General features: G+C 72.4%; 18 protein-coding genes. 12 read left to right on the top strand and 6 right to left on the bottom strand.

Annotated elements, in window-relative coordinates:
- Window positions 1-95: 95 nt before the first annotated feature.
- Together U7230_RS12175 and U7230_RS12170 are read right to left on the bottom strand one after the other, a co-directional pair.
- Window positions 96-860: a toast rack family protein gene (locus U7230_RS12175; RefSeq protein WP_324718242.1), complete on the bottom strand. Its 765-nt coding sequence runs from the start codon at window positions 858-860 to the stop codon at window positions 96-98.
- A gap of 191 nt (window positions 861-1051) precedes the next feature.
- On the bottom strand, window positions 1052-1816 hold the full coding sequence (locus tag U7230_RS12170) for a 3-hydroxyacyl-CoA dehydrogenase (RefSeq protein WP_324716105.1): 765 nt from the start codon (window positions 1814-1816) through the stop codon (window positions 1052-1054).
- A 454-nt stretch (window positions 1817-2270) separates the two neighbouring features.
- Between U7230_RS12170 and U7230_RS12165 the strand changes: the two genes are divergently transcribed.
- Together U7230_RS12165 and U7230_RS12160 are read left to right on the top strand one after the other, a co-directional pair.
- The gene (locus tag U7230_RS12165) at window positions 2271-2882 is read left to right on the top strand and encodes a peroxiredoxin (RefSeq protein ID WP_324716104.1); all 612 of its coding nucleotides are present in this window, start codon (window positions 2271-2273) and stop codon (window positions 2880-2882) included.
- Window positions 2883-3016: 134 nt separating this feature from the next.
- Window positions 3017-3691: a Crp/Fnr family transcriptional regulator gene (locus U7230_RS12160; protein WP_324716103.1), complete on the top strand. Its 675-nt coding sequence runs from the start codon at window positions 3017-3019 to the stop codon at window positions 3689-3691.
- Window positions 3692-3700: 9 nt separating this feature from the next.
- Here the strand turns inward: U7230_RS12160 and U7230_RS12155 are convergent, their stop codons facing one another.
- From U7230_RS12155 to U7230_RS12140, 4 genes are all read right to left on the bottom strand, one after another.
- Window positions 3701-4372 (bottom strand): tetratricopeptide repeat protein, encoded by a 672-nt coding sequence (locus U7230_RS12155; protein ID WP_324716102.1) that lies wholly within the window; start codon window positions 4370-4372, stop codon window positions 3701-3703.
- A 198-nt stretch (window positions 4373-4570) separates the two neighbouring features.
- Window positions 4571-5680, bottom strand: coding sequence for an aminopeptidase (locus tag U7230_RS12150; protein WP_324716101.1), 1110 nt, complete (start codon window positions 5678-5680; stop codon window positions 4571-4573).
- Between the two features lie 32 nt (window positions 5681-5712).
- A complete protein-coding gene (locus U7230_RS12145; RefSeq protein ID WP_324716100.1) occupies window positions 5713-7275 on the bottom strand; it encodes a M16 family metallopeptidase in 1563 nt (520 codons plus the stop codon).
- A complete protein-coding gene (locus U7230_RS12140; RefSeq protein WP_324716099.1) occupies window positions 7272-8663 on the bottom strand; it encodes a M16 family metallopeptidase in 1392 nt (463 codons plus the stop codon). Before U7230_RS12140 ends, U7230_RS12145 begins: the two co-directional genes overlap by 4 nt.
- A gap of 158 nt (window positions 8664-8821) precedes the next feature.
- Here U7230_RS12140 and U7230_RS12135 point away from each other — a divergent pair, with 158 nt between their 5' ends.
- The 10 genes from U7230_RS12135 to hemB all read left to right on the top strand — a co-directional run bounded on the left by U7230_RS12135 (window position 8822) and on the right by hemB (window position 19227).
- Window positions 8822-9766 (top strand): aldo/keto reductase, encoded by a 945-nt coding sequence (locus U7230_RS12135; protein ID WP_324716098.1) that lies wholly within the window; start codon window positions 8822-8824, stop codon window positions 9764-9766.
- A gap of 189 nt (window positions 9767-9955) precedes the next feature.
- Window positions 9956-11017 carry a uroporphyrinogen decarboxylase gene (hemE, locus tag U7230_RS12130; RefSeq protein ID WP_404980520.1) on the top strand — a complete coding sequence of 354 codons (1062 nt, stop codon included), beginning with the start codon at window positions 9956-9958 and terminating at the stop codon, window positions 11015-11017.
- Complete coding sequence (gene hemH, locus U7230_RS12125) at window positions 11007-12011, top strand: ferrochelatase (RefSeq protein ID WP_324716096.1); 1005 nt, start codon at window positions 11007-11009, stop codon at window positions 12009-12011. Before hemE ends, hemH begins: the two co-directional genes overlap by 11 nt.
- Window positions 12012-12033: 22 nt before the next feature.
- Entirely contained in the window at window positions 12034-13548 is a 1515-nt protein-coding gene (hemG, locus tag U7230_RS12120) for a protoporphyrinogen oxidase (RefSeq protein ID WP_324716095.1), read from the top strand.
- A gap of 9 nt (window positions 13549-13557) precedes the next feature.
- Window positions 13558-14250 carry a hydrogen peroxide-dependent heme synthase gene (gene hemQ, locus U7230_RS12115; protein WP_324718241.1) on the top strand — a complete coding sequence of 231 codons (693 nt, stop codon included), beginning with the start codon at window positions 13558-13560 and terminating at the stop codon, window positions 14248-14250.
- Between the two features lie 11 nt (window positions 14251-14261).
- Window positions 14262-14903 carry a helix-turn-helix domain-containing protein gene (locus tag U7230_RS12110; RefSeq protein ID WP_449727805.1) on the top strand — a complete coding sequence of 214 codons (642 nt, stop codon included), beginning with the start codon at window positions 14262-14264 and terminating at the stop codon, window positions 14901-14903.
- On the top strand, window positions 14903-16255 hold the full coding sequence (hemA, locus tag U7230_RS12105) for a glutamyl-tRNA reductase (protein WP_324716093.1): 1353 nt from the start codon (window positions 14903-14905) through the stop codon (window positions 16253-16255). The genes U7230_RS12110 and hemA overlap by 1 nt, the downstream gene beginning before the upstream one ends.
- The gene (gene hemC / locus U7230_RS12100) at window positions 16255-17367 is read left to right on the top strand and encodes a hydroxymethylbilane synthase (RefSeq protein ID WP_324716092.1); all 1113 of its coding nucleotides are present in this window, start codon (window positions 16255-16257) and stop codon (window positions 17365-17367) included. Before hemA ends, hemC begins: the two co-directional genes overlap by 1 nt.
- Entirely contained in the window at window positions 17348-18190 is an 843-nt protein-coding gene (locus U7230_RS12095; protein WP_324716091.1) for a uroporphyrinogen-III synthase, read from the top strand. Before hemC ends, U7230_RS12095 begins: the two co-directional genes overlap by 20 nt.
- Window positions 18187-19227 carry a porphobilinogen synthase gene (hemB, locus tag U7230_RS12090; protein ID WP_324716090.1) on the top strand — a complete coding sequence of 347 codons (1041 nt, stop codon included), beginning with the start codon at window positions 18187-18189 and terminating at the stop codon, window positions 19225-19227. The genes U7230_RS12095 and hemB overlap by 4 nt, the downstream gene beginning before the upstream one ends.
- Window positions 19228-19277: the final 50 nt, after the last annotated feature.

Below are 19277 nucleotides of genomic sequence, written 5' to 3'. Positions count from 1 at the left end.
AGGACGACAGACCAACCGGTCGGTCTTTGGGGGCATGATACGGTTGCCTCGGAGCGCAGTCAAGGCTCGGGGTTAGCGGCACGGCTTCGCCGGGCTCAGGCGGTCGCGCTGTCTGAGCCGCTCTCCAGGACGATCTCGCCCACGCCCGCGTCGACCTGGAGGTGGATGTTGACGGGCGCTTTGCCGAACCACTCGTTGAGGAACGACTGGTCGCCTTCCTGGCGCAGCCCCCTGGCCTCCACCCTCCCCAGGCCCTTCGACACGTCCACCCTCACCCCGACCTGATCGGGCAGGCGCACGATCAGGCGGCCGACCCCGCCGTGGACGTAGCCGGACAGGTCCTGGCGCCACGGGCCCCGCAGATCCAGGGTCACCTCGCCGGCCCCGACCCGCACGTCCAGCCGGGATAGCGTCACGTTACCGAGGTGAAGGCGGCTCCCACCGGCCCCCAGCCGCACGTCGAGCTCGGTCGGCACATCGTCGTTGAGCCGGATGGCCCACACGTTGTGAACGTCGAGCGTCCACGGCCACCGCCACAGCGGCGGCTGGGTGATGCGCACGTCTGCCCGGGAACCGTACGTCTGGTAGGCCACCTCCGGCCGCCAGTGCTCCGGGCGATACTCGAAGCGGCCCTCGAGCAGCCCGGCCGCGCCCCCGCTGACGCGCAACTCTCCGGCTCCCATGTCGAGCCGCACGTAGGCCTGGCGTGCACCATCCCTGGGAACGGTCTGGGTCAGGGTGAACGGCTTGTCCTGCGCCATGGCCGGCCATCCCAAAACCCCGATCACTGCGACCGTCGCCACGGTCGCGGCGAGCCAGACCGGGCTCTTTCCCGCCGCCTTCGATGCCGCGGCCCCCATCACCGCATACCCCTCTCCCTTCCGCAGGGCTGGAGCAGAAGAGACAGCCCTCGACTCTCCTTCTTCACCGCCGAGAGATCTTCGTCACCGACGCGTCGATTCCCGGAGGGAAGTGGCCGGCAGGGAGCACGCGGCGACCCGGCACCGCCTCGTAGCCTCGATCGACCTGCCGCCGGTGCGGGCCTCCATCCTCACCGAGGCCCCATCCGCAGGGCCCCGTCCAGGCGGATGACCTCCCCGTTGATCATGGGGTTCTCGATGATGTGCTGGACGAGCGCCGCGTATTCGTCCGGCCGCCCCAAGCGGGGCGGGAACGGCACCTGCTGCGACAGCGAGGCCCGGGCTTTCTCCGGCAGGCCGGCCATCATCGGCGTGTCGAAGATGCCGGGGGCGATGGCCACCACCCGGATCCCGTGCTCGGCCAGCTCCCTGGCGAGCGGCAGCGTGATGGCGGCCACGGCGCCTTTGGATGCCGAGTAGGCCGCCTGCCCGACCTGCCCCTCGAACGCCGCCACGGACGCCGTGTTGACGATGACGCCCCGCTGTCCCTCGTCGTCGGGCGAGTTTTGCGCCATCGCGGCGGCGGCCAGCCGGACGCTGTTGAACGTCCCGATCAGGTTGACCTGGATGACCCGTACGAACGACTCCAGATCGTGCGGTCCCTGCCGGCCGAGCACCCGCCTGGCGATGGCCACCCCCGCGCAGTTGACCAGCGCCGAAAGCGGCCCCATGGCTGCCGCGCGGTCGACGGCGCGCTGCACGGAAGCCTCGTCGGTCACGTCCGTGGGCACGAAGGCCGCGCCGTGGCCCAGCCGCTCGGCCAGCGCCTCTCCGGCGGCTGCGTTGACGTCGGCGATGACCACCCGGGCGCCCATGCGGATGAGCCGCCGCACGGTTGCCTCTCCCAGACCCGAGGCGCCCCCCGTGACGATGGCGCTGTGCCCCTGGAGATCCATACTCCTCGACCCTCCCCCTCGTCTCGTCTGGCCGCTTGCGCGGCTTTGCGGCCCTTTGCGCGGGCTCCGGAGCCGTTCAGAGTCCCGGCTGCTGGAAAGAGACTCGGGCAGTCTCACGTACGCCGAAACCACGGCAGGACCTTCCGCCGGCGGGCGCGCCGGTGCCCCCAAAGAAGCGCCGGTGGCGCCGTCCCTCCCGGACAGCCGGCCGCCCGGGCGAGACCTTTAGGGCGGGTGGCGGCCCGCGTGGGCGGCCCGCGAGGTACGAATGTCCAGTAGGGAAAATGACAGGTATACCTACTCGCTTTGCGTCCGGTTCCGCTACAATGCAGTCGACAATAACCGGAGGCGTTCCTAACACAGAACTGGTTTCCGCCCGGTACGGTTCCCGCGACGAAGGACCGGTGAACGCCTCCGGCCAGACGGGCTCCCTACTCGAAGGAGGTTCGGCAGAGTGGTCAAGGTCGGTACCCCGGCACCGGACTTCACGGCCCAGACGACTCAGGGCCCCATGCAGCTGTCGCAGCTGAGGGGACAATGGGTGCTGTTGTTCGCGCATCCCGGGGACTTCACCCCGGTGTGCACGACCGAATTCATGGACTTCGCCCGCAAGCACGACGAGTTCGTCAAGCTCAACACCAAGCTGATCGGGCTCAGCATCGACACCATCTTCTCCCATATCGCGTGGCTGCGTGACATCGAGCAGACGAGCGGCATCAAGATCCCGTTCCCGGTGATCGCCGATCCGGACAAAGTCGTGGCGCGCCTGTACGATCTCGTGGACGAGCGGACCGGCCAGACCATCCGGGGCGTCTTCGTCATCGACCCCGAGGGGATCCTCCGCTTCGCCGCCTACTATCCCATCGAGCTCGGGCGCTACATCCCCGAGTTTCTGCGCATCATCAAGGCGCTGCAGACCTCGGACAAGTACGGCGTGGCCACCCCGGCCAACTGGCAGCCGGGGGAGGAGGTCGTCGTGGGCGCGCCCAAGACGCTGGAGGAGGCCGACCGGCGGCTGCAGGAGGGCGCCTCCACCTGGTACATCCTCAAAAAGCGCGTCGACTGACGGGATCCGCTGAAAGGAAGAGCGCGGGCCCGCCGCCAACCCTGAGCCCGGGGGGCGGGCCCGTGGCTACGACGTCGCAACTAGCTCCAGGCACGCGGCCGCCGGCGACGGTCGGCGCCCGGGATGTCGCGGCAATGCTGGGCCGATCCGGCATCCTGCGCGTGCTGCCCTACGAGCGCCTGCTGGAGCTGGCGTCCCACATGCGGCCCGTCGACCTCGAGTCCGAGGCGTACCTCTTCTTGCAGGAAGAGCCCGGAGACTCCCTGTACCTGGTCGAGCGGGGCCGGCTGCGGGTCTTCCGCACGACCCCCGACGGGCGGGAGGTGAGCCTCGCCCACCTGTCCGCGGGGGACATCATCGGGGAGATGGCCCTTCTCGACGGGCTGGAGCGTTCTGCCTCGGTGCAGGCCCTCGAGCCCTCGCGCCTGTGGCGGCTCGACCGGCAGGCGTTCACCCGGGTGCTGCAGGAGGACCCGCGGCTTGCCGTGGAGCTCCTGGAGCTGCTGGCGCGCCGGCTCCGGGAGGCCGACCGGCGCCTCGAGGAGGCGGCCGGCGGCCCGGTGGTGGTGCGTCTTGCCCGTCTCCTGCAGCGTATGTCCGGCGGGTCACCCGCCTCGGCGGCCGTCGTCTCCCTTCGCGTCACCCAGCAGGAGCTCGCCAACCTGGCGGGTACGACCCGCGAATCCGTCAACCGGGGCTTACAGCGCCTGCAGCGCCAGGGGATCGTGGTACGGCGGGGCCGTGGCCGGCTCTGGGTGGATCGGGGGCGGCTCGCCGCCGCCCTGCCCGCCGACCCGTGGGTGGGGTGAGGCCGGTACTCAGCGGGAGGCCTCCTGCTTGCGGCGTAGGTAGTCGAGCATCTCGCGGCTTGCGTCCGGTGCTGCGAGGTAGTGCACCACGAACCCCCAGTAGTTGTGCTGCCGCAGGTCGATCTGGCTCAGGATCAGGTGCGCGTACTGGTTGCCCCGATCGACCGCCAGCGCCCGCTCGGCGCTCGCGCGCGCCCCGGCCTCGTCGCCGCCGCTGAGCTGGGCCAGCGACATCAGCACGAGCGGCCACGGGTTGGACGGATCCAGCTCGATGACCCGCCGCAGATGGGCCAGGGCCGGCCCCGTCTCCTGCAGCGTGAAGTGGCCGGCGGCCAGGCAGTAGAGAGCGGGCAGATCCGCGGGGTCGGTGCGCAGGCGTTCGGCGCACGAGGCGAGCACGGGCGGTACCATCTCCCGGCCGCCCATCCGGCCGAGCTCGTCGATGATGGTGACCGCCTGGACCACGCGCCCGAGGTTGAGGTAGGCCGTCGCCTGCATCAACAGGCTCTCGGGGTCCTGCCGCGAGCCGGCCGCGCGGAGCAGCGCGGCCCAGTCGTAGCCTACCCGGGCGTGGGTGGAGGCTCCTGCGCCCAGCACGGCCAGGAGCACCAACAGGATTGCGATGGCCCTCGGGCCCAACTCGTCGTGCGACGTGCGCCTGTCCATCCCGCTCGTCGCCACGCTTCCGGGACGCTGCTTCACAGGAGGGTTCGCCGCCGGGGAGAGCCTCGTCCTGCTCCCGGCGGCAAACCCGGACCTTCCGCTCTATTTCATCGGCGGCTCACGGCCGGGTTCATCGGCGGCTTACGGCCGGCCGTCGAGGGCGGCCGGCGCCGCTGGTCGAGCGCGGCCGGCTGCCACGGGTCGGCGGCCGCTGCGTCAGGCCTCGAGCAGGAACTTCCCCGACCGGTAGATGAGCCGGCCGTCGCCGTAGATCTCGCCGCCGTCCCGCATGTCGCACAGCATGTCCCAGTGAACGCCGGACTCGTTCTTGCTGCCCGTCTCGGGGTAGCCGGCACCCACCGCCAGGTGCACCGTGCCCCCGATCTTCTCGTCGAACAGCATCTCCCGCGTGAAGCGCTGGATCTCGAAGTTGGTGCCGATGCCGAGCTCGCCCAGATACCGGGCCCCGGGGTCGGAGTCGAGCAGGGCGTGAAGCAGCTCCTCCCCCCGGCGGGCGGTGGCCTTCACGACCTTGCCGTCCTGGAACTCGAGCCGGATGTCCTCGATCTCCTTGCCCGCATAGATGCCGGGGAAGCTGAAGCGGATGTACCCGTTGGCCGAGTCCTCCACCGGCCCGGTGAACACCTCGCCGTCGGGGAAGTTAGCCTTGCCGTCGGCGTTTTCCCACTTGCGGCCGCCGACCCGCAGCGTCAGATCCGTGTCGCGGGCGACGATCCGGAGCACGTCGAACCGCTCCAGGAAGCGGCATATCCGCTCCTGGTCGCCGTGAACCGAGCGCCAGGCGGCGACGGGGTCGGGCCGGTCGACCTTGCACGCCGCAAAGACGAACTCCTCGAAGTCGGCGAGCGACATGCCCGCCTCCTGGGCGAGCGCGTTGGTCGGAAACTCGGTGTAGACCCAGCGGAGCTCGCCCCGGGCGGCCCGCTGCATGAAGAGGGTGTTGAGAGGAGCCAGCGCCTTGCTGCGTACCGCCTGGCGCTTGGGGTCGACGCCGGCGAGGTGCTTGACGTTGTGGGCGCCGCCGATGCTGACGTGCACCTGGTACTTCTCCACGCTCAGCTGCGCCAGCGGCGAGACGTGCTCGAGTTGCGCCTGCGACGCTTCCTTGTAGAAGATCTCGCTGAGCCCCGGCACGCCCGTCACCACGTCGGGGTGGCCGCCGGCCCGCAGTACCTCGCGGTACACCTCGGCGATGAGGGGTGAGGCCAGGTCGCTGCCCTGCACGAGCACGAGGTCCCCCGGCTTCACCTCCACGCTGTAGCGGACCAGGACCTCGGCCATCCGGGACACTCTCGGATCTCTCACGGGCTCCGTCCCCTTCCTTCGTCGTGCCAGGCTCACGAGTCCGGCACGAAGCTCTTCGGCACCTTCTCGATGGCGCTCGCCGGCACTCCCCAGATGGTGGGGGGAGCGTGCTGCAGGACTTCCGGGTCGCCGAGCAGCACGATGGCGAACCGCTCCGGATGGAAATACCGGCGGATGGCCGCGTTCACCTCTTCGGGCGTGAGCTGACTGACCTTGACCGGGAACTGCGAAACCCACTCGAGCCCGCGCCCCAGGTACAGCGCGCTGTCCACGCTCGCCGTGAGAGAGCTCAGTGTCTCCAGGCCGGACGGGTAGCTCAGGATCATGAACTGCCGGGCGTCGTCCAGCTCTTCCGGCCGCACGCCTTCCCGGGCGAACCGCTCGAGCTCGGCGCGGATCACCTCGAGAGTCTTCCACACCTCGGCGTTGCGGGTGTAGGTCGACAGGACGAACGCGGCCGGGAAGCGTTGCCGCTCGTAGTATGTGTGGATGTCGTAGGTCTGGCCGAGCTCGGAGCGTACCGTCCGCATCAGGCGAGAGGCGAACCCCCCGCCGCCCAGGACGTAGTTGTACGCGCTGAGGGCCAGCCAGTCGTCGACGGTCGCCGGCGGCCCCGGCTGCCGCAACTCGATGCGCACCTGGGTTTGCCCGGGCCACTCGACGAACCGGATGCGGCTTTTCTCCAGGGCGGGGAGGACCGGAGCCATTCGGGGCTCCGAGGCCGCGGCTGCGGAAGCGCCGTTGCCGGCGGCCCGTGCCGCCGCCTCCCAGTCGCCAAGCCACCGGCGCGCCAGCTCCAGCACCTCGGCGGGCTCGACGTCGCCCGACACGAGCAGGCGCGCACCTTTCGGCGAGTAGTGCTCCCGGTGGAAGGCGATCAGTTGCTCGCGGCTGACGGCGTCGACCTCCGCCGGGGTCGTGAAGTGCCCCAGCGGGTGGCGGTTGCCGTAGAGCAGCTCCTCGGCGTGCAGGCCGGCCAGCGTCGCCGGGTCGTCCCAGGATTGCTTGATGCTCGCCTCGACCTGGCGGCGGTAGATGACGAGCTCGTCCTCCGGGAACACGGGGTGGCGCACCACGTCCGCCATCAGCTCCAGGGCGAGCGGCAGGTGGCGGGCGAGCGTGGCCGCGTACACCTGGGTCCGCTCCGGGCCCACGGAGGCGCCGAGTCTGCCGCCCACCGACTCGATGGCACGGGCGATGTCGAGAGCAGTGCGGGTGATGGTCCCCTTCGTCAACATGTCCCCCGTGACGGTGGCGACGGCCGGGTTGGATACGGGACTATCCACGTCGCCGACCGGCAAGGAGAGCAGCGCATAGGCGAGAGGGCGCCCGTGGCGCTCCACCACCACGACCTCGAGGCCGTTGGGCAACGTCTCCCGGGTGATGGGCGGCAGCGACACCGGCTCGACCGCCTCGGGAAGCGTGATGGGCGGGATGGGCGGCAGCTCCACGGGGGCCGGGGCAGGGGAGGACGGCGAAGGAGCGGCGGCCGGCTGCCCGGCTGCTTCGAGGGCCACGCCCAACGTCAGGATGGCAGCCAGCAACCACAGCGACCGGCGCCGGAGCGCCTCGCGGATACGGCAGGGCTGGTTCATGGCCGAGCAGCACCCCCTTGTGCGGGTACCAGGGTCACCACGGTCGCATGGGCCGGCTGCAGATAGCGCCGGGCTACCCGCTGCACGTCCTGGGCGCTCACCTGCAGGTACGGCTCGATGCCCCGGGTGAACGCCCCGAGATCCCCCTCGACGACCACGGCCCCGCCGATCAGCCCGGCCACGCCGTCCAGGGAGTCCATCTGGAAGGCCATGGCGGCCGCCACCTGGTTGCGAGCGGCGGCGAGCTCCTCCGGGGTCGGCGGCTCATCGGCCAGCCGCCCGATCTCCGCCAGGAGCGCCTCCACCTCCTGCTCGGGCGTGTGGGGCGGCAGGAAGAAGCTGATGCCGAGGAAAGCCCCGGCGTGTGCGTAGTCGAGCGGCGCCCCGCCCGCGTACACCGCCAGCTGCCGCTCCTTCACCAGCCGCTGGTAGAGCCGGGCGCTCTCCCCGCCGCTCAGGATGCTCGACGCCACCGCCAGCGCGTACCGATCCTCGCTGCGGGCGCCGGGCACCGCGAAGCCGGCGAGCACGCCGGGCACCTGGACGGGCAGGGCGAGCTGCTCGCGGCGCGGCTGGCCCAGGGCCGGCGCGGCGAAGCGGATGGCCTGCCGCTCGGGCACCTCGCCGGGCGGGATGGGCCCGAAGTGGATGCGGGCGAGCCGTTCGACCTCCGCGAGGGTCGTATCGCCGGCCACGACCAGCACCGCGTTGGACGGGACATAGTGGGTGCGATAGAAGCGGTCGAGGTCGTTCACGGTGATGCGATCCAGGTCGTCCAGGAAGCCGGCGGGCGTCCACGCATACGGGGTGCCCTCGAACATGAACGAGTGGAACCGGTCGAAGGCGACGCCGATGGGGTCGTTTTGGAGCCTGGCCCGGTACTCTTCTTTCACGACTTCCCGCTCGGAGGCGAGCTTCTCAGGGGTGATGGCCAGGTGCGCCATCCGCTCCGCCTCGAGCGCCAGCGCCAGCTCCAGCTGCGACGACGGCACCTTCTCCCAGTACACCGTGGCGTCGGTCGTGGTGAACGCATTGGAGATCCCGCCGGCGGCCTGGATGAGCCGGGCGTGCTGCTCCGGCCCCACCCGGGTCGAACCCTTGAACATCATGTGTTCCATGAGATGGGCCATGCCCCGCAAGCCCACCGGCTCGTCGCGGGAACCTACCCGGTACCACAGGTTGACCGAGACGAGGGGGGCGGTATGGTCTTCGTACACGTAGATGTCCAGGCCGTTGGGCAGGCGGCTGTGCTCGACTTTCGGAGCCTGCTCCTGGGCCAGGGCGGGCAGGGCCGCCAGGACGAGCAAAGCGGCGAGGAGCGCCCCCGTCGCAAGGGCGAGAGCCCCCCGCAGCCTGCCGGCCCGCCTGGTCCGACGATCCCACAGCATGGCGGTCACGACACCTCCCGGTCCACGACAGGTTTTTCCCTCGCCGGTGAGTAGCTCAAATGTCGCGAAAGGTTCTGGGCGGGGCAAGGGGATGCCGCACGCAGCGGCCGGAGGCGATTGCTGGATGGTACCATGCACGTGAGCGGAGGTAGAGGCATTTGGAGTACACGATCCTGGACGGCACGGGGATTCGCGTCTCCCGGGTGGCGCTCGGCACGTGGGCCATCGGTGGGTGGCTCTGGGGCGGCACCGACGTGGGTGACGCGGTGAGGGCCATTCACGAGGCGCTGGACATGGGCATCACCACCATCGACACCGCAGCGGTCTATGGGTTTGGCCTGTCGGAGGAGATCGTCGCGCGGGCACTGGCGGAGAAGAAGGTGGCGCGCGACCAGGTCGTCATCGCCACCAAGTGCGGCATGGAGTGGGACGACAAGGAAAACGTCTGGCGCAACTCCTCCCCTTCGCGCATCCGCAAAGAGGTGGAGGAGAGCCTGCGGCGGCTGCGGGTGGAGACCATCGACATCTACCAGGTGCACTGGCCGGACCCGAAGACACCCATCGCCGAGACGGCCGAGGTCTTCGTCCAGCTGCAGCGGGAGGGGAAGATCCGGGCGCTCGGCGTGAGCAACTACGACGTGCAGCAGATGGACGAGTGGCGCAAGGTGGCGCCGCTCCACTCCAACCAGCCGCCGTACAGCCTCTTCGACCGGCGGATCGAGGCCGACGTGCTGCCCTACTGCCGGCAACACGGGATCGGGGTGCTCGCCTACAGCCCGCTGGCCCGCGGGCTGTTGACGGGAAAGTTCACCGAGGCCACCACGTTTCCGCCCGGCGACAGCCGCGCGGACGAGCCCCGGTTCCAGGGGGAAGCGTTCCGGCGCAACCTGCGGAAGGTCGAACAGCTCAAGTCCCTCGCCGCCGAGCTCGGCAAGACGGTGGCGCAGCTGGCCGTGCGGTGGGTGCTCGACCAGCCCGGCGTCACGGTGGCGCTGTGGGGTGCGCGGCGACCGGGGCAGATCGCCGAGGCGGCGGGCGTGGCCGGGTGGACGCTGACCGACGACGTACGCCAGAAGATCGAGGCGATCATGCGACCGGAGTAAGCCGGAGGGGGCGGACCTGCCCCGCCCCGCAGGGGGATGCGTTCCGGGACGTTCGTCGGGTCGATTTCGGGATGAACGCGCGGTGGACACGCAGGAGCCCCGCGGCCTATAATCCGGGGGGCTGAGGTTTACGCACTTTTCCTCAGGTTTGCGTGGCCTCGGCACTCGCCTTGCGGCACGAAGGGGCTCATGCGGAGCGTGCGGGACGATCGTTTCGTACGGGCGTGCCGGCGAGAGCCGGCCCGGCCCACGCCCGTGTGGTTCATGCGACAGGCGGGGCGCTACCTGCCGGAGTACCGGGCGGTGCGCGCCCGCCTGTCGCTGCTCGACATCGTGCACCGCCCTGACGTGTGCGCCGAGGTGACGCTGCAGCCGGTGCGGCGGCTCGGCGTGGATGCCGCCATCCTCTTCTCCGACATCAGCGTGCTGTTCGAGGGGCTGGGCGTGGGCTTCCGGCTCGAGGAGCGCCGGGGCCCCGTGGTGGACGAGCCGGTGCGCTCGGCGGCGCAGGTGGAGGCGCTGAGGCCGGAGGAGGTGGCCGAGCGCCTGCCCTTCGTCGGCGAGACGATCCGGCTCCTGGTCGGGGAGCTCGACGTGCCGCTCATCGGGTTCGCGGGCGGCCCCTTCACGCTGGCCTCGTACCTGATCGAGGGCGCCCCTTCCCGTACGTTCGTGGAGACCAAGCGCTTGATGCACGCCGATACGGGCCTGTGGAGCGCGCTCATAGACCGCCTGGAGCAGGCGGTCGCGTCGTTCCTGGAGGCCCAGGTGCGGGCCGGCGCCTCGGCCGTGCAGATCTTTGACAGCTGGGTGGGGGCGCTGTCGCCGGCCGACTTCGACGAGTGGGTGGCGCCGTCTTTGAGGCGCCTCGTGGGGCGCGTCAGGGCTCTCGGCGTGCCCGTCGTCTACTTCGGGGTGGAGACGGCGGGGCTGCTCGATCGCCTGGCAGGATTGGGGGCCGACGTCATCGGCGTCGACTGGCGGGTCGAGCTGGCCGAGGCCTGGCGGCGCGTCGACCCCGCGCGGCACGGCATCCAGGGCAACCTCGACCCGGCTCTGCTGCGGGCGCCGTGGCCGCTGGTCGAGGCCAGGGCGCGAGCCATCGTGGAGGCGGCCGCGGGCAGGCCGGGGCACATCTTCAACCTCGGCCACGGCGTGCCGCCGGACGCCGACCCGTCGCACCTGGAGCGGCTGGTCGAGCGGGTGCACGCCTGGACCGGGGATGCGGGGGGCGACGGCCATGCCTCTTGAGACGCCGGCGGGCGGTACGGCCGGCAGGGCGGCGCGCCGTGGGGTACTGCTGATGGCGTACGGCAGCCCCGAGCGCCTCGAGGAGATCGAGGCGTACTATACCCACATCCGGGGCGGGCGGCCCCCGGCCCCCGAGCTCCTGGAGGAGCTGAAGGCACGATATCTCGCCATCGGGGGCGTCTCGCCCCTGGCCGCAATCACCCGGCGTCAGGCCCGGGCCTTGGAGCGCAGGCTCGGGTGGCCCGTCTACGTCGGGATGCGGCACTGGCACCCCTGGATTGCCGAAGCCGTGGAGGCCATGGCCCGGGACGGGGTCAGGGAAGCGGTGGGCCTGGCGCTTGCGCCGCATGCCTCTCGCATGAGCAGCGGGGCTTACGTGCAGGCGGCCCGGGAGGCGCTCCAGGCGATCGAGCCGTCGAGGCGGCCCTCCTTCCGGTGGATCGAGAGCTGGGCGACCCTGCAGCCCTTCGTGCTGGCGGTGGCCCGGCGCGTGCGGGAGGCGGCGCGGCGGCTGCCCGGGGATGCCGTGGAGCAGACGGCCGAAGGCACGCTGGCCCTCGCTCCGGACACCCGGGTGCTCTTCACGGCCCACAGCCTGCCGGAGAGGATCCGGACGTGGAACGATCCCTACCCGTCTGAGCTGGAGCGCACGTGCCAGGCGGTGGCCGGTTCGCTCGGCCTGGCCGCCGGCCGCTGGGAGCTGGCCTACCAGAGCCGGGGCCGCACCGCTGAGCCCTGGCTGGGGCCCGACGTGAGCGAGGCGCTCGAGCGGCTGGCCGGAGAAGGCGTGGGCCGCGTGGTGGTCTGCCCCGTGGGTTTCGTGGCCGACCACCTGGAGGTGCTCTACGACCTCGATGTCGAGGCGGCCGCCCAGGCCCGCCGGCTCGGGATCGCCATGGTGAGAACCGCCTCGCTCAACGACGCCGAGGACTTCATCGAGGCCCTGGCCCGGCTCGTGATCGAGGCCGGGCCGGAGGACGGCGGGTGGACATGACGGCCAGGGGTGGCGGGCCCGTATGAGGGTGGCGATCATCGGCGGCGGGATCACGGGCCTTGCGGCCGCCCATGAGCTGGTGCGGCAGGGGCGGGCCGAAGGGCCCGGCGCCAGCGTGGAGCTCTTCGAGGCGGCCGGCCGTCTGGGCGGCAAGGTACGCACCGTGCGTCTGGACGAGGCCGGCCCGGCCTTCGAGGGCGCGATGGTGGAGGCCGGCCCCGACTCGCTTTACACGTTCAAGCCCTGGGCGCTCGAGCTGGCCCGGATGCTCGGGCTCGGCGACCAGGTGGTGACCCCCGACCCGGCCAGGCGCAAGACCCTCGTGATGCGGGGCGGCCGGCTGGTGGAGCTGCCCGACGGGTTGTTCGCCCTGATGCCGACCCGCGTGGGGCCGTTCTTGCGCAGCCCCATCGTGAGCTGGGCGGGCAAGGTGCGGATGGGTCTGGACGTCGTGATCCCGCCTCGTCCCGGCGATTCCGACGAGTCGCTCGGCGCCTTCGTGCGCAGGCGCCTGGGCGCCGAGGCGGTCCGGTACCTGGCCGAACCGCTGCTTGCCGGCATCCACGCCGGCGACCCGTGGGAGCTCAGCCTGCTCGCGACCTACCCTTCGTTGCGCCAGGACGAACTGCGCTACGGCGGGCTGGTGCGGGCCATGCTGGCCCGGCGCGACGGAAGGCACCCGGGGCGAGGCACGCCCGCTGCGGCAGGCCGCGGCACCTCTCCCAACGGTGCGGGGGTTTCCTCTCCGTTCGCCACTTTCCGGGGCGGGCTGTCGCAGCTCGTCCAGGCGCTGGAGGCATATCTGCGGCCGCGAGTCCTCCTTCACACGGGCGCGGCGGTCACGGGGCTCGAGCCGCCGGGCAGCGCGGGCGGATGGCGGGTGCTCCTGGCAGGCGGGCGGGCCTCGGGGCCGTTCGACGCCGTGGTGGTCACCGTGCCGCCCCCGGCGGCCGCCAGGCTGGTCCGGCCCTGGGATCCGGGCATGGCCGCGGGGCTCGATCAGTTCGTCTTCGCCTCGACGGCCGTGGCCGCCCTGGTCTACCCCGCGGGCGCCGTGGAGGAGGGGTCGGCGGTGCGCCGCACGTCGGGGGTGCTCGTGCCCTCGGTCGAGGCGCGGCGGATGGGCCTGCACCTGACCGCGTGCACGTGGGCGTCGTCCAAATGGCCGCATACCAGCCCGAGGGGCCTGGTGGTGATCCGCTGCTTCGTGGGGCGTCACGGGGACGACGCGGCGCTCGAGTTGCCCGACGATCGGCTCCTGGAGGCGCTTCAGGAGGACCTCGCGAAGATCGCAGGGATCGAGCAGCCACCGCTTTGGCGGCAGCTGTTCCGCTGGCCCCGGGCCATGCCCCAGTACCGGGTCGGGCATCTGGGGCTGGTGGAGCAGGTGCAGCGACAGGTCTCGCGGTGGCCCGGGCTCTTCGTCACGGGCGCCGCGTGGAGGGGCATGGGGATCTCGGACTGCGTGCGCCAGGGGCAGGAGGCGGCGCAGCGCTGCCTCGCCCGGGCGAGCCACGCGGTCAGGAAAGGGGCATGAGTGCTGGCGATGGCCGAGCAACAGGCGGACACCTTCGCTTACTACACGATCTGGAAGGGAGCGCCGGGCTGGAGCGCGCTCGCAGAGGCGGACCGGCAACGGGCCGTGGAGGCGGCCGAGCCGCTGCTGGGCCTCGAGCACGAGCCGGCGCCTGGCGGGGTGAGCGTCCGGGGCGTTTACTCGACGGCGGGCTTCCGGACCGATGCGGACCTCATGATGTGGTGGACCGGGCCGTCGGCCGAGGCGCTACAGGAGGCCTTCGTGCGCTTCCGCCGCAGCCAGCTGGGCCGGCACCTCGAGCTCACGTGGGCGTTTCTCGGGCTGCACCGGCCGGCCGAGTTCAACCCCGAGCACATCCCGGCCTTCGTGCAGGGGGAGCCGCCGCGCCGGTTCCTCTGCATCTATCCGTTCGTCCGCACGCCGGAGTGGTACCTGCTGGCGCCGGCCGAGCGGGCGGCGCTCTTGCGGGAGCACGGAGAGCTGGCCCGGCCCTATCCGGACGTGCGGGCCAACACCGTGATGGCCTTCGGGCTCGGGGATTGGGAGTGGATCCTGGCCTTCGAGACGGACCATCTCCCGCGCCTGGTGGAGATGATCCGGGCACTGCGGGCCGCAGGGGCCCGGCGCTACGTCAAGGTCGAGACGCCGTTCGTGACGGGCGTGCGCAAGAGCCTGCGCGACGCCGTGGCGGACATGGGGTGACCCGGTTGGCCGTGGACTGGGTGAGCGTCAAAGAGGCCTGCCAGATCCTGGGCGTCCACGAGACGACCCTGCGGCGGTGGACCGACGAGGGGCGCATCAGCGCCTTCCGCACCCCTGGTGGCCACCGGCGCTACCGGCGGGCCGATCTCCTGGCGTTTTTGGCCAGGGGGCAGAACGTGCCGGCAGAAGGCGGAGTGGACCATCTGGCCCGCCTGGCGCTGTCTGCGACCCGGCAGGAGCTGGGGAGGAGGCTGCCGGGCGAACCGTGGAGAGCGCGCTACCGCACCCGGGAGGAGGCGCTGCGGGCGAGCGGCCGGCAGCTGCTGGGGCTGCTCGTGCACTTCGCGGCGCGACCGGGCGACGGGGAGTCGTACCTGCACAGCGCCCGGCAGATCATGCGGCGCTACGGCGAGGAAGCCGTGCAGATGGGGCTGTCGGCCGCGGAGACGGCGCGGGCCTTCCTGGTCTTCCGCCAGAGCATCATGCAGGCGCTCGCCCAGTCCCTCGACCGGCCGCCGGCCGGAGACCCCGAAGGGTGGCAGATCCTTCAGCGGGCGGGGCGCTTTTTCGACGAGCTCCTGGTCGCGACGCTCGAGCGCTACGGTCCTGGCGGGCATGCCCCGGCGCTGCCCGACAAGGAGGCGACCGGCTGATGCGCGCTGCGTACCGGATTGCTGCCGCCGGGCGGAGTGGCACCCCGGGAGCGGGCGAGGGCACCCGGCCGGCAATGGTAGGATTCGACTACCGCACGACGCCCCTCGAGGTGAGAGAGCGCCTGCGCTTGTCTACCCCCGAGCAAGTGGAGCAGTGGCTGAGGACCGAAGGAGCGGGATCCGTGGTGCTCTCCACCTGCCACCGGATCGAGGTGTACGTGGAAGAGGCGGGCGCCCTCAACGGGGTGGTACGGAGCCTGGCGCACCGCTCCGGGATGAGCGAGCGCGCCATCCGGGTACACGCCGTGCAGCGAGCCGGCGAGGATGCCGCACGCCACCTCGCCGAGGTGGCGGCGGGGCTGCAGTCGGCCATCGTCGGGGAGCCCCAGATCCTGGGGCAGGTGCGCGACGCCATGGAGATGGCCCGGCGGGTGAGGCCCGTGGGCGGCGTGCTGAGCGCGCTGTGGGAGAGGGCCGTGCGGGCCGGCAAGCGGGTGCGGGCGGAGACCGGCCTCGGCCGCGGGAGCCCTTCGCTGGTCCGGGCGGCGCTGCGGCGGGCGGAAGAGGGCGGCGTGCGGTGGGACCAGGCCCATCTCGCGGTGGTGGGCAGCGGCAGCATGGCGATGCTGGCCCTGCAGGAGGCGCTCGAGCGGGGCGTGCGCCGGTTTACCGTCTGCGCGAGGCGCCCCGAACGGGCCCGGGACGCCGCACAGGCGGTGATCGAAGGGCGGCGGGGGCTCCACCGGGAGGTCGAGCTCAGGGCGGAGGGCCTGCAGGCCCTTCCCGCCGTGCTGCGGGCGGCCGACCTGGTCGTGTCGGCGACGGCGGCGCCGGGCGCCGTGATCGACGCGGCCTCCCTGGCGAGCGCCGCGCAGCGGCGCAACGGTAAGGGCGCGCTCTGGGTGATCGACCTGGCCGTGCCCCGGGACGTGGAGGTGCCCGACCCGATGCCGCCGGGGTTGATCGTGCTGCACATCGACGACCTGGGGGCCGGCGGCGGGGCCTTCTCCGGGCCGCCAGGGGCGGCCGACCTCGAGGCGGCCCACCACATCGTCGGCCAGGAGGTGGCCCACTTCGTGGAGTGGCTGCGCCAGCGCCAGGCCGCTCCGGAGGTGGTAGCGATGCGCCGGCAGGCGGAGGAGGTCCGCCTCGCCGAGCTCGAGTGGGCGCTCGGCAGGTTGGACGGGGAGCTCTCGCCCCGGGCGAGGGAAGTCGTGGAACATCTCACCCGCCGGCTCACCAACAAGCTCATGCACCTCCCCACCGTCTACCTCAAGGAGCTCGTCGCCGGGCCGCCGCGCACGGAAGCGCAGGGAAGCGGCGGCGCCGATGCGGCGAGGGCGGCTGGCTGATGATGGGACGCACGCTTCGGGTGGCGACCCGTGGCAGCCGGCTGGCGATGCAGCAGACGGCGCTGGTGGTGGAGATGCTGCGCCGGCGGGCGGGCGGCCTGGAGTTCGAGGTGGTGCCCGTCACGACCCACGGGGACGTGGCCTCGGCGCGGTGGGCCGGTGACCGGCCGGCCGGGGCCGGTGCGGGCGGTGGGGGGGAGCGGCCCGGCGAGGGGGCGCCGGCCGACCTGCTGGTGGGGCCAGGGGGGACGGTGGGAGCGTTCGTCAAGGCACTCGAGCACGCGCTGCTGGAGGGGCGCTGCGACCTCGCCGTTCACAGCCTGAAGGACGTACCGACGCAACTCCCCGACGCCCTGGTGCTCGCGGCCTTTCCCGCCCGGGAAGACCCGCGCGACGCGCTGGTGCTGGCCGTGGCGGAAGGCGGGCAGTGGCCGGCGGCGGGGCGTGCGCCGGTCGATGACGCGGCCGGACGCCTGCGGGGCCTCGGAGCCGGGGCAAGGATCGGCACGTCGTCCATGCGGCGGTGGGTGCAGGTGCGCATGCTGCATCCGGAGGTGCGCGCCGTCGAGGTGCGGGGCAACGTGGAGACCCGGCTGCGCCGCCTGGAGGAGGGCCGCGCCGACGGGCTGGTGCTGGCGGCGGCCGGCCTGCATCGCCTGGGGCTCGCAGGGCGGGTGAGCGCCTATTTCGCTCCGGAGGCGATGGTGCCGGCAGCGGGGCAGGGCATCCTGGCGGTGGAGTGCCGCCGGGACGACCCCGAGGTGCTGGCGGTGCTGGGCCTCCTGGACCGCCCGGAGCTGCGGGCGCAGGCCGAGGCGGAGCGGGCGTTTCAGGCGCGCACGGGCGCGGGCTGCCGGTGGCCGGTCGGGGCGCTCGCGTCGGTACGCGGGCGGCACATTCGCATCACGGGCTTCCTGGCGCTGCCGGCAGGCGACGGCCGGCCCCAGGGCTGGATGGCGGCCCGGGGCTCGCTCGAGGCGGAGGCGCCGGGGGAAGAGCCCCAGGCGCTCGTCGGCTCGGCCGCCCGGGCAGGAGAAACACTGGCAGAACGGCTGCTCGCCCGGGTGCAGTCAGGGCAGGGGGAGGCCGTTGATGCGCCTTTCGGGGTGTAGGGTGCTGGTGACGCGGCCCGCCCACCAGGCCGGCCCGGCGGTTGCGGCCCTGGAAGCGGAGGGGGCGCGGGTGACTCCTGTCCCGGTGCTGCGGATCGCTCCCCCCGATGACCCGGAGGCGTTGCGGCGGGCGTGCCGGGAAGCATGGGAGGGCTGTTTCGACTGGATCGTGGTCACGAGCCCCAACGGCGCCCAGGCCCTGGCCGAGGCCCTGCGGGCGGTGGCTCCCGGCAGGGGAGCGGCCGCCGCGGGCGAGCAAGCGGCTCCCGCAGGAGGCGCCGGCGGGCAGCTGCCGGCTCGGGTCTGCGCGGTGGGGGCGGCGACCCGCAGGGCGCTGGAAGCGGCGCACGTACGGGTCGACTGCATGCCGGACGAGCCCCGGGCGGCTGCCATACCTGCCGCGCTGGCCCGGTGCGGGCACCTGCAGGGGGCCCGGATCCTGCTGGCCGTCGGGGATCGGGCGGACGAGATGCTGCAGCGAGAGCTCGCCGCGGGCGGCGCCACAGTGGTGCGCGTCGAAGCGTACCGCACCCTGGACGACCCGGCCAACGCAGCGCGGGCCGCCGCCTTGGTGCGCTCGGGCGAGGTCGACGTGCTGGTGGCGGCATCCCCGAGCGCCGTCTGTGCCGTCACGGCCCACCTCAAAGGCCCGCCGCCCGGGCGCGTGCGGGTGGTGGCCATCGGGCCGACGACGGCGGGCGCGGCGCTCGGCGCGGGGTGGCGGGTCGAGCAGGCCACGTCGCCATCGCCCGAGGCGCTGGCGGCGGCGTGCGCGCGAGCCTGGCAAGAGCTTCGGATGGAAGGGGACGGGCAAGGGCGATGAGCGTGTGGACGGGAAGCCCGGGCAGCCGGCCCGGCGACGGGGCGCGGGCCAGGGGCGCGGCGGTGCGCCCCCGGCGGCTTCGCCGCACGGCAGCCTTGAGGTCGATGGTGCGGGAGGTGCGCCTTTCTCCGGAGCAACTGATCCAGCCCTGTTTCGTGCATCCGGCGGGCATCCCCCCGGAGCCGGTGGAGTCGATGCCCGGCGTGATGCGCTGGCCGGTCGACCGGGTGGAGCAGGCGGCATCCGAGGCGCTCGAGGCGGGCGTGCAGGCCGTGCTGCTCTTCGGGATCCCCGCGAGCAAAGACCCGCGCGGGAGCGGCGCGGACGACCCCGAGGGCGTCGTGCAGCAGGCGGTGCGCCGCCTCAAGCAGCGCTTGCCGGAGCTGGTGGTGATCACCGACGTCTGCCTCTGCGAGTACACGGAGCACGGCCACTGCGGCATCCTGCGGGAGCGCCGCGGCCAGGTGGAGGTGGACAACGACGCGACTCTGCCCCGCCTGGCGGCTACCGCCCTCTCGCACGCCCGTGCGGGAGCCGACGTCGTGGCGCCGAGCGCCATGATGGACGGCCAGGTGGCGGCCATCCGGGAGGCGCTGGACGCCGAAGGGTACGAAGACGTCGCCATCATGGGTTATTCGGCCAAGTTCGCCTCGGCGTTCTACGGGCCGTTCCGGGAGGCCGCGGGGTCTGCGCCCGCTTTCGGCGACCGGAGGGCCTACCAGATGGACCCGCCCAACGCCCGGGAGGCGCTGCGGGAGGTGGACCTGGACCTGGCGCAGGGGGCCGACATCGTGATGGTCAAGCCGGCTCTGGCCTATCTGGACGTGCTGCGGCAGCTTCGCGACCGGACGACCGTGCCGCTGGCGGCCTACAACGTCAGCGGCGAGTACGCGATGGTCGAGGCGGCGGCCGCCCGGGGTTGGATCGACCGGCGCCCGATCGTGCTCGAGATGCTGACCTCCATGGCCCGGGCCGGCGCCGACCTGATCATCACGTACTACGCATCGCAGGCGGCGCGGTGGCTGCGGGAAGGCTGAAGCCCGCGCCGCCGAGGGGGAGAAGCCGCACGGCGGGGAGGGGGACGCGC

This window comes from Limnochorda sp. L945t (assembly GCF_035593305.1).
Lineage (GTDB): Bacteria > Bacillota > Limnochordia > Limnochordales > Geochordaceae > Carboxydichorda > Carboxydichorda subterranea.
The sequence above is the reverse complement of the archived record's forward strand: the minus strand, read 5'-3'. Positions and strand labels throughout refer to the sequence as shown.

Coding starts and splice junctions, on each gene's coding strand:
- U7230_RS12160 (WP_324716103.1), top strand. CDS start 3,017: ATGCTGGGCCGATCCGGCATCCTGCGCGTGCTGCCCTACGAGCGCCTG.
- U7230_RS12095 (WP_324716091.1), top strand. CDS start 17,348: ATGCGCCTTTCGGGGTGTAGGGTGCTGGTGACGCGGCCCGCCCACCAG.
- U7230_RS12170 (WP_324716105.1), bottom strand. CDS start 1,816: ATGGATCTCCAGGGGCACAGCGCCATCGTCACGGGGGGCGCCTCGGGT.
- U7230_RS12145 (WP_324716100.1), bottom strand. CDS start 7,275: ATGAACCAGCCCTGCCGTATCCGCGAGGCGCTCCGGCGCCGGTCGCTG.
- hemC (WP_324716092.1), top strand. CDS start 16,255: ATGATGGGACGCACGCTTCGGGTGGCGACCCGTGGCAGCCGGCTGGCG.
- hemB (WP_324716090.1), top strand. CDS start 18,187: ATGAGCGTGTGGACGGGAAGCCCGGGCAGCCGGCCCGGCGACGGGGCG.
- U7230_RS12175 (WP_324718242.1), bottom strand. CDS start 860: ATGGGGGCCGCGGCATCGAAGGCGGCGGGAAAGAGCCCGGTCTGGCTC.
- U7230_RS12140 (WP_324716099.1), bottom strand. CDS start 8,663: ATGCTGTGGGATCGTCGGACCAGGCGGGCCGGCAGGCTGCGGGGGGCT.
- hemH (WP_324716096.1), top strand. CDS start 11,007: ATGCCTCTTGAGACGCCGGCGGGCGGTACGGCCGGCAGGGCGGCGCGC.
- hemQ (WP_324718241.1), top strand. CDS start 13,558: ATGGCCGAGCAACAGGCGGACACCTTCGCTTACTACACGATCTGGAAG.
- hemA (WP_324716093.1), top strand. CDS start 14,903: ATGCGCGCTGCGTACCGGATTGCTGCCGCCGGGCGGAGTGGCACCCCG.
- hemG (WP_324716095.1), top strand. CDS start 12,034: ATGAGGGTGGCGATCATCGGCGGCGGGATCACGGGCCTTGCGGCCGCC.
- hemE (WP_404980520.1), top strand. CDS start 9,956: ATGCGGAGCGTGCGGGACGATCGTTTCGTACGGGCGTGCCGGCGAGAG.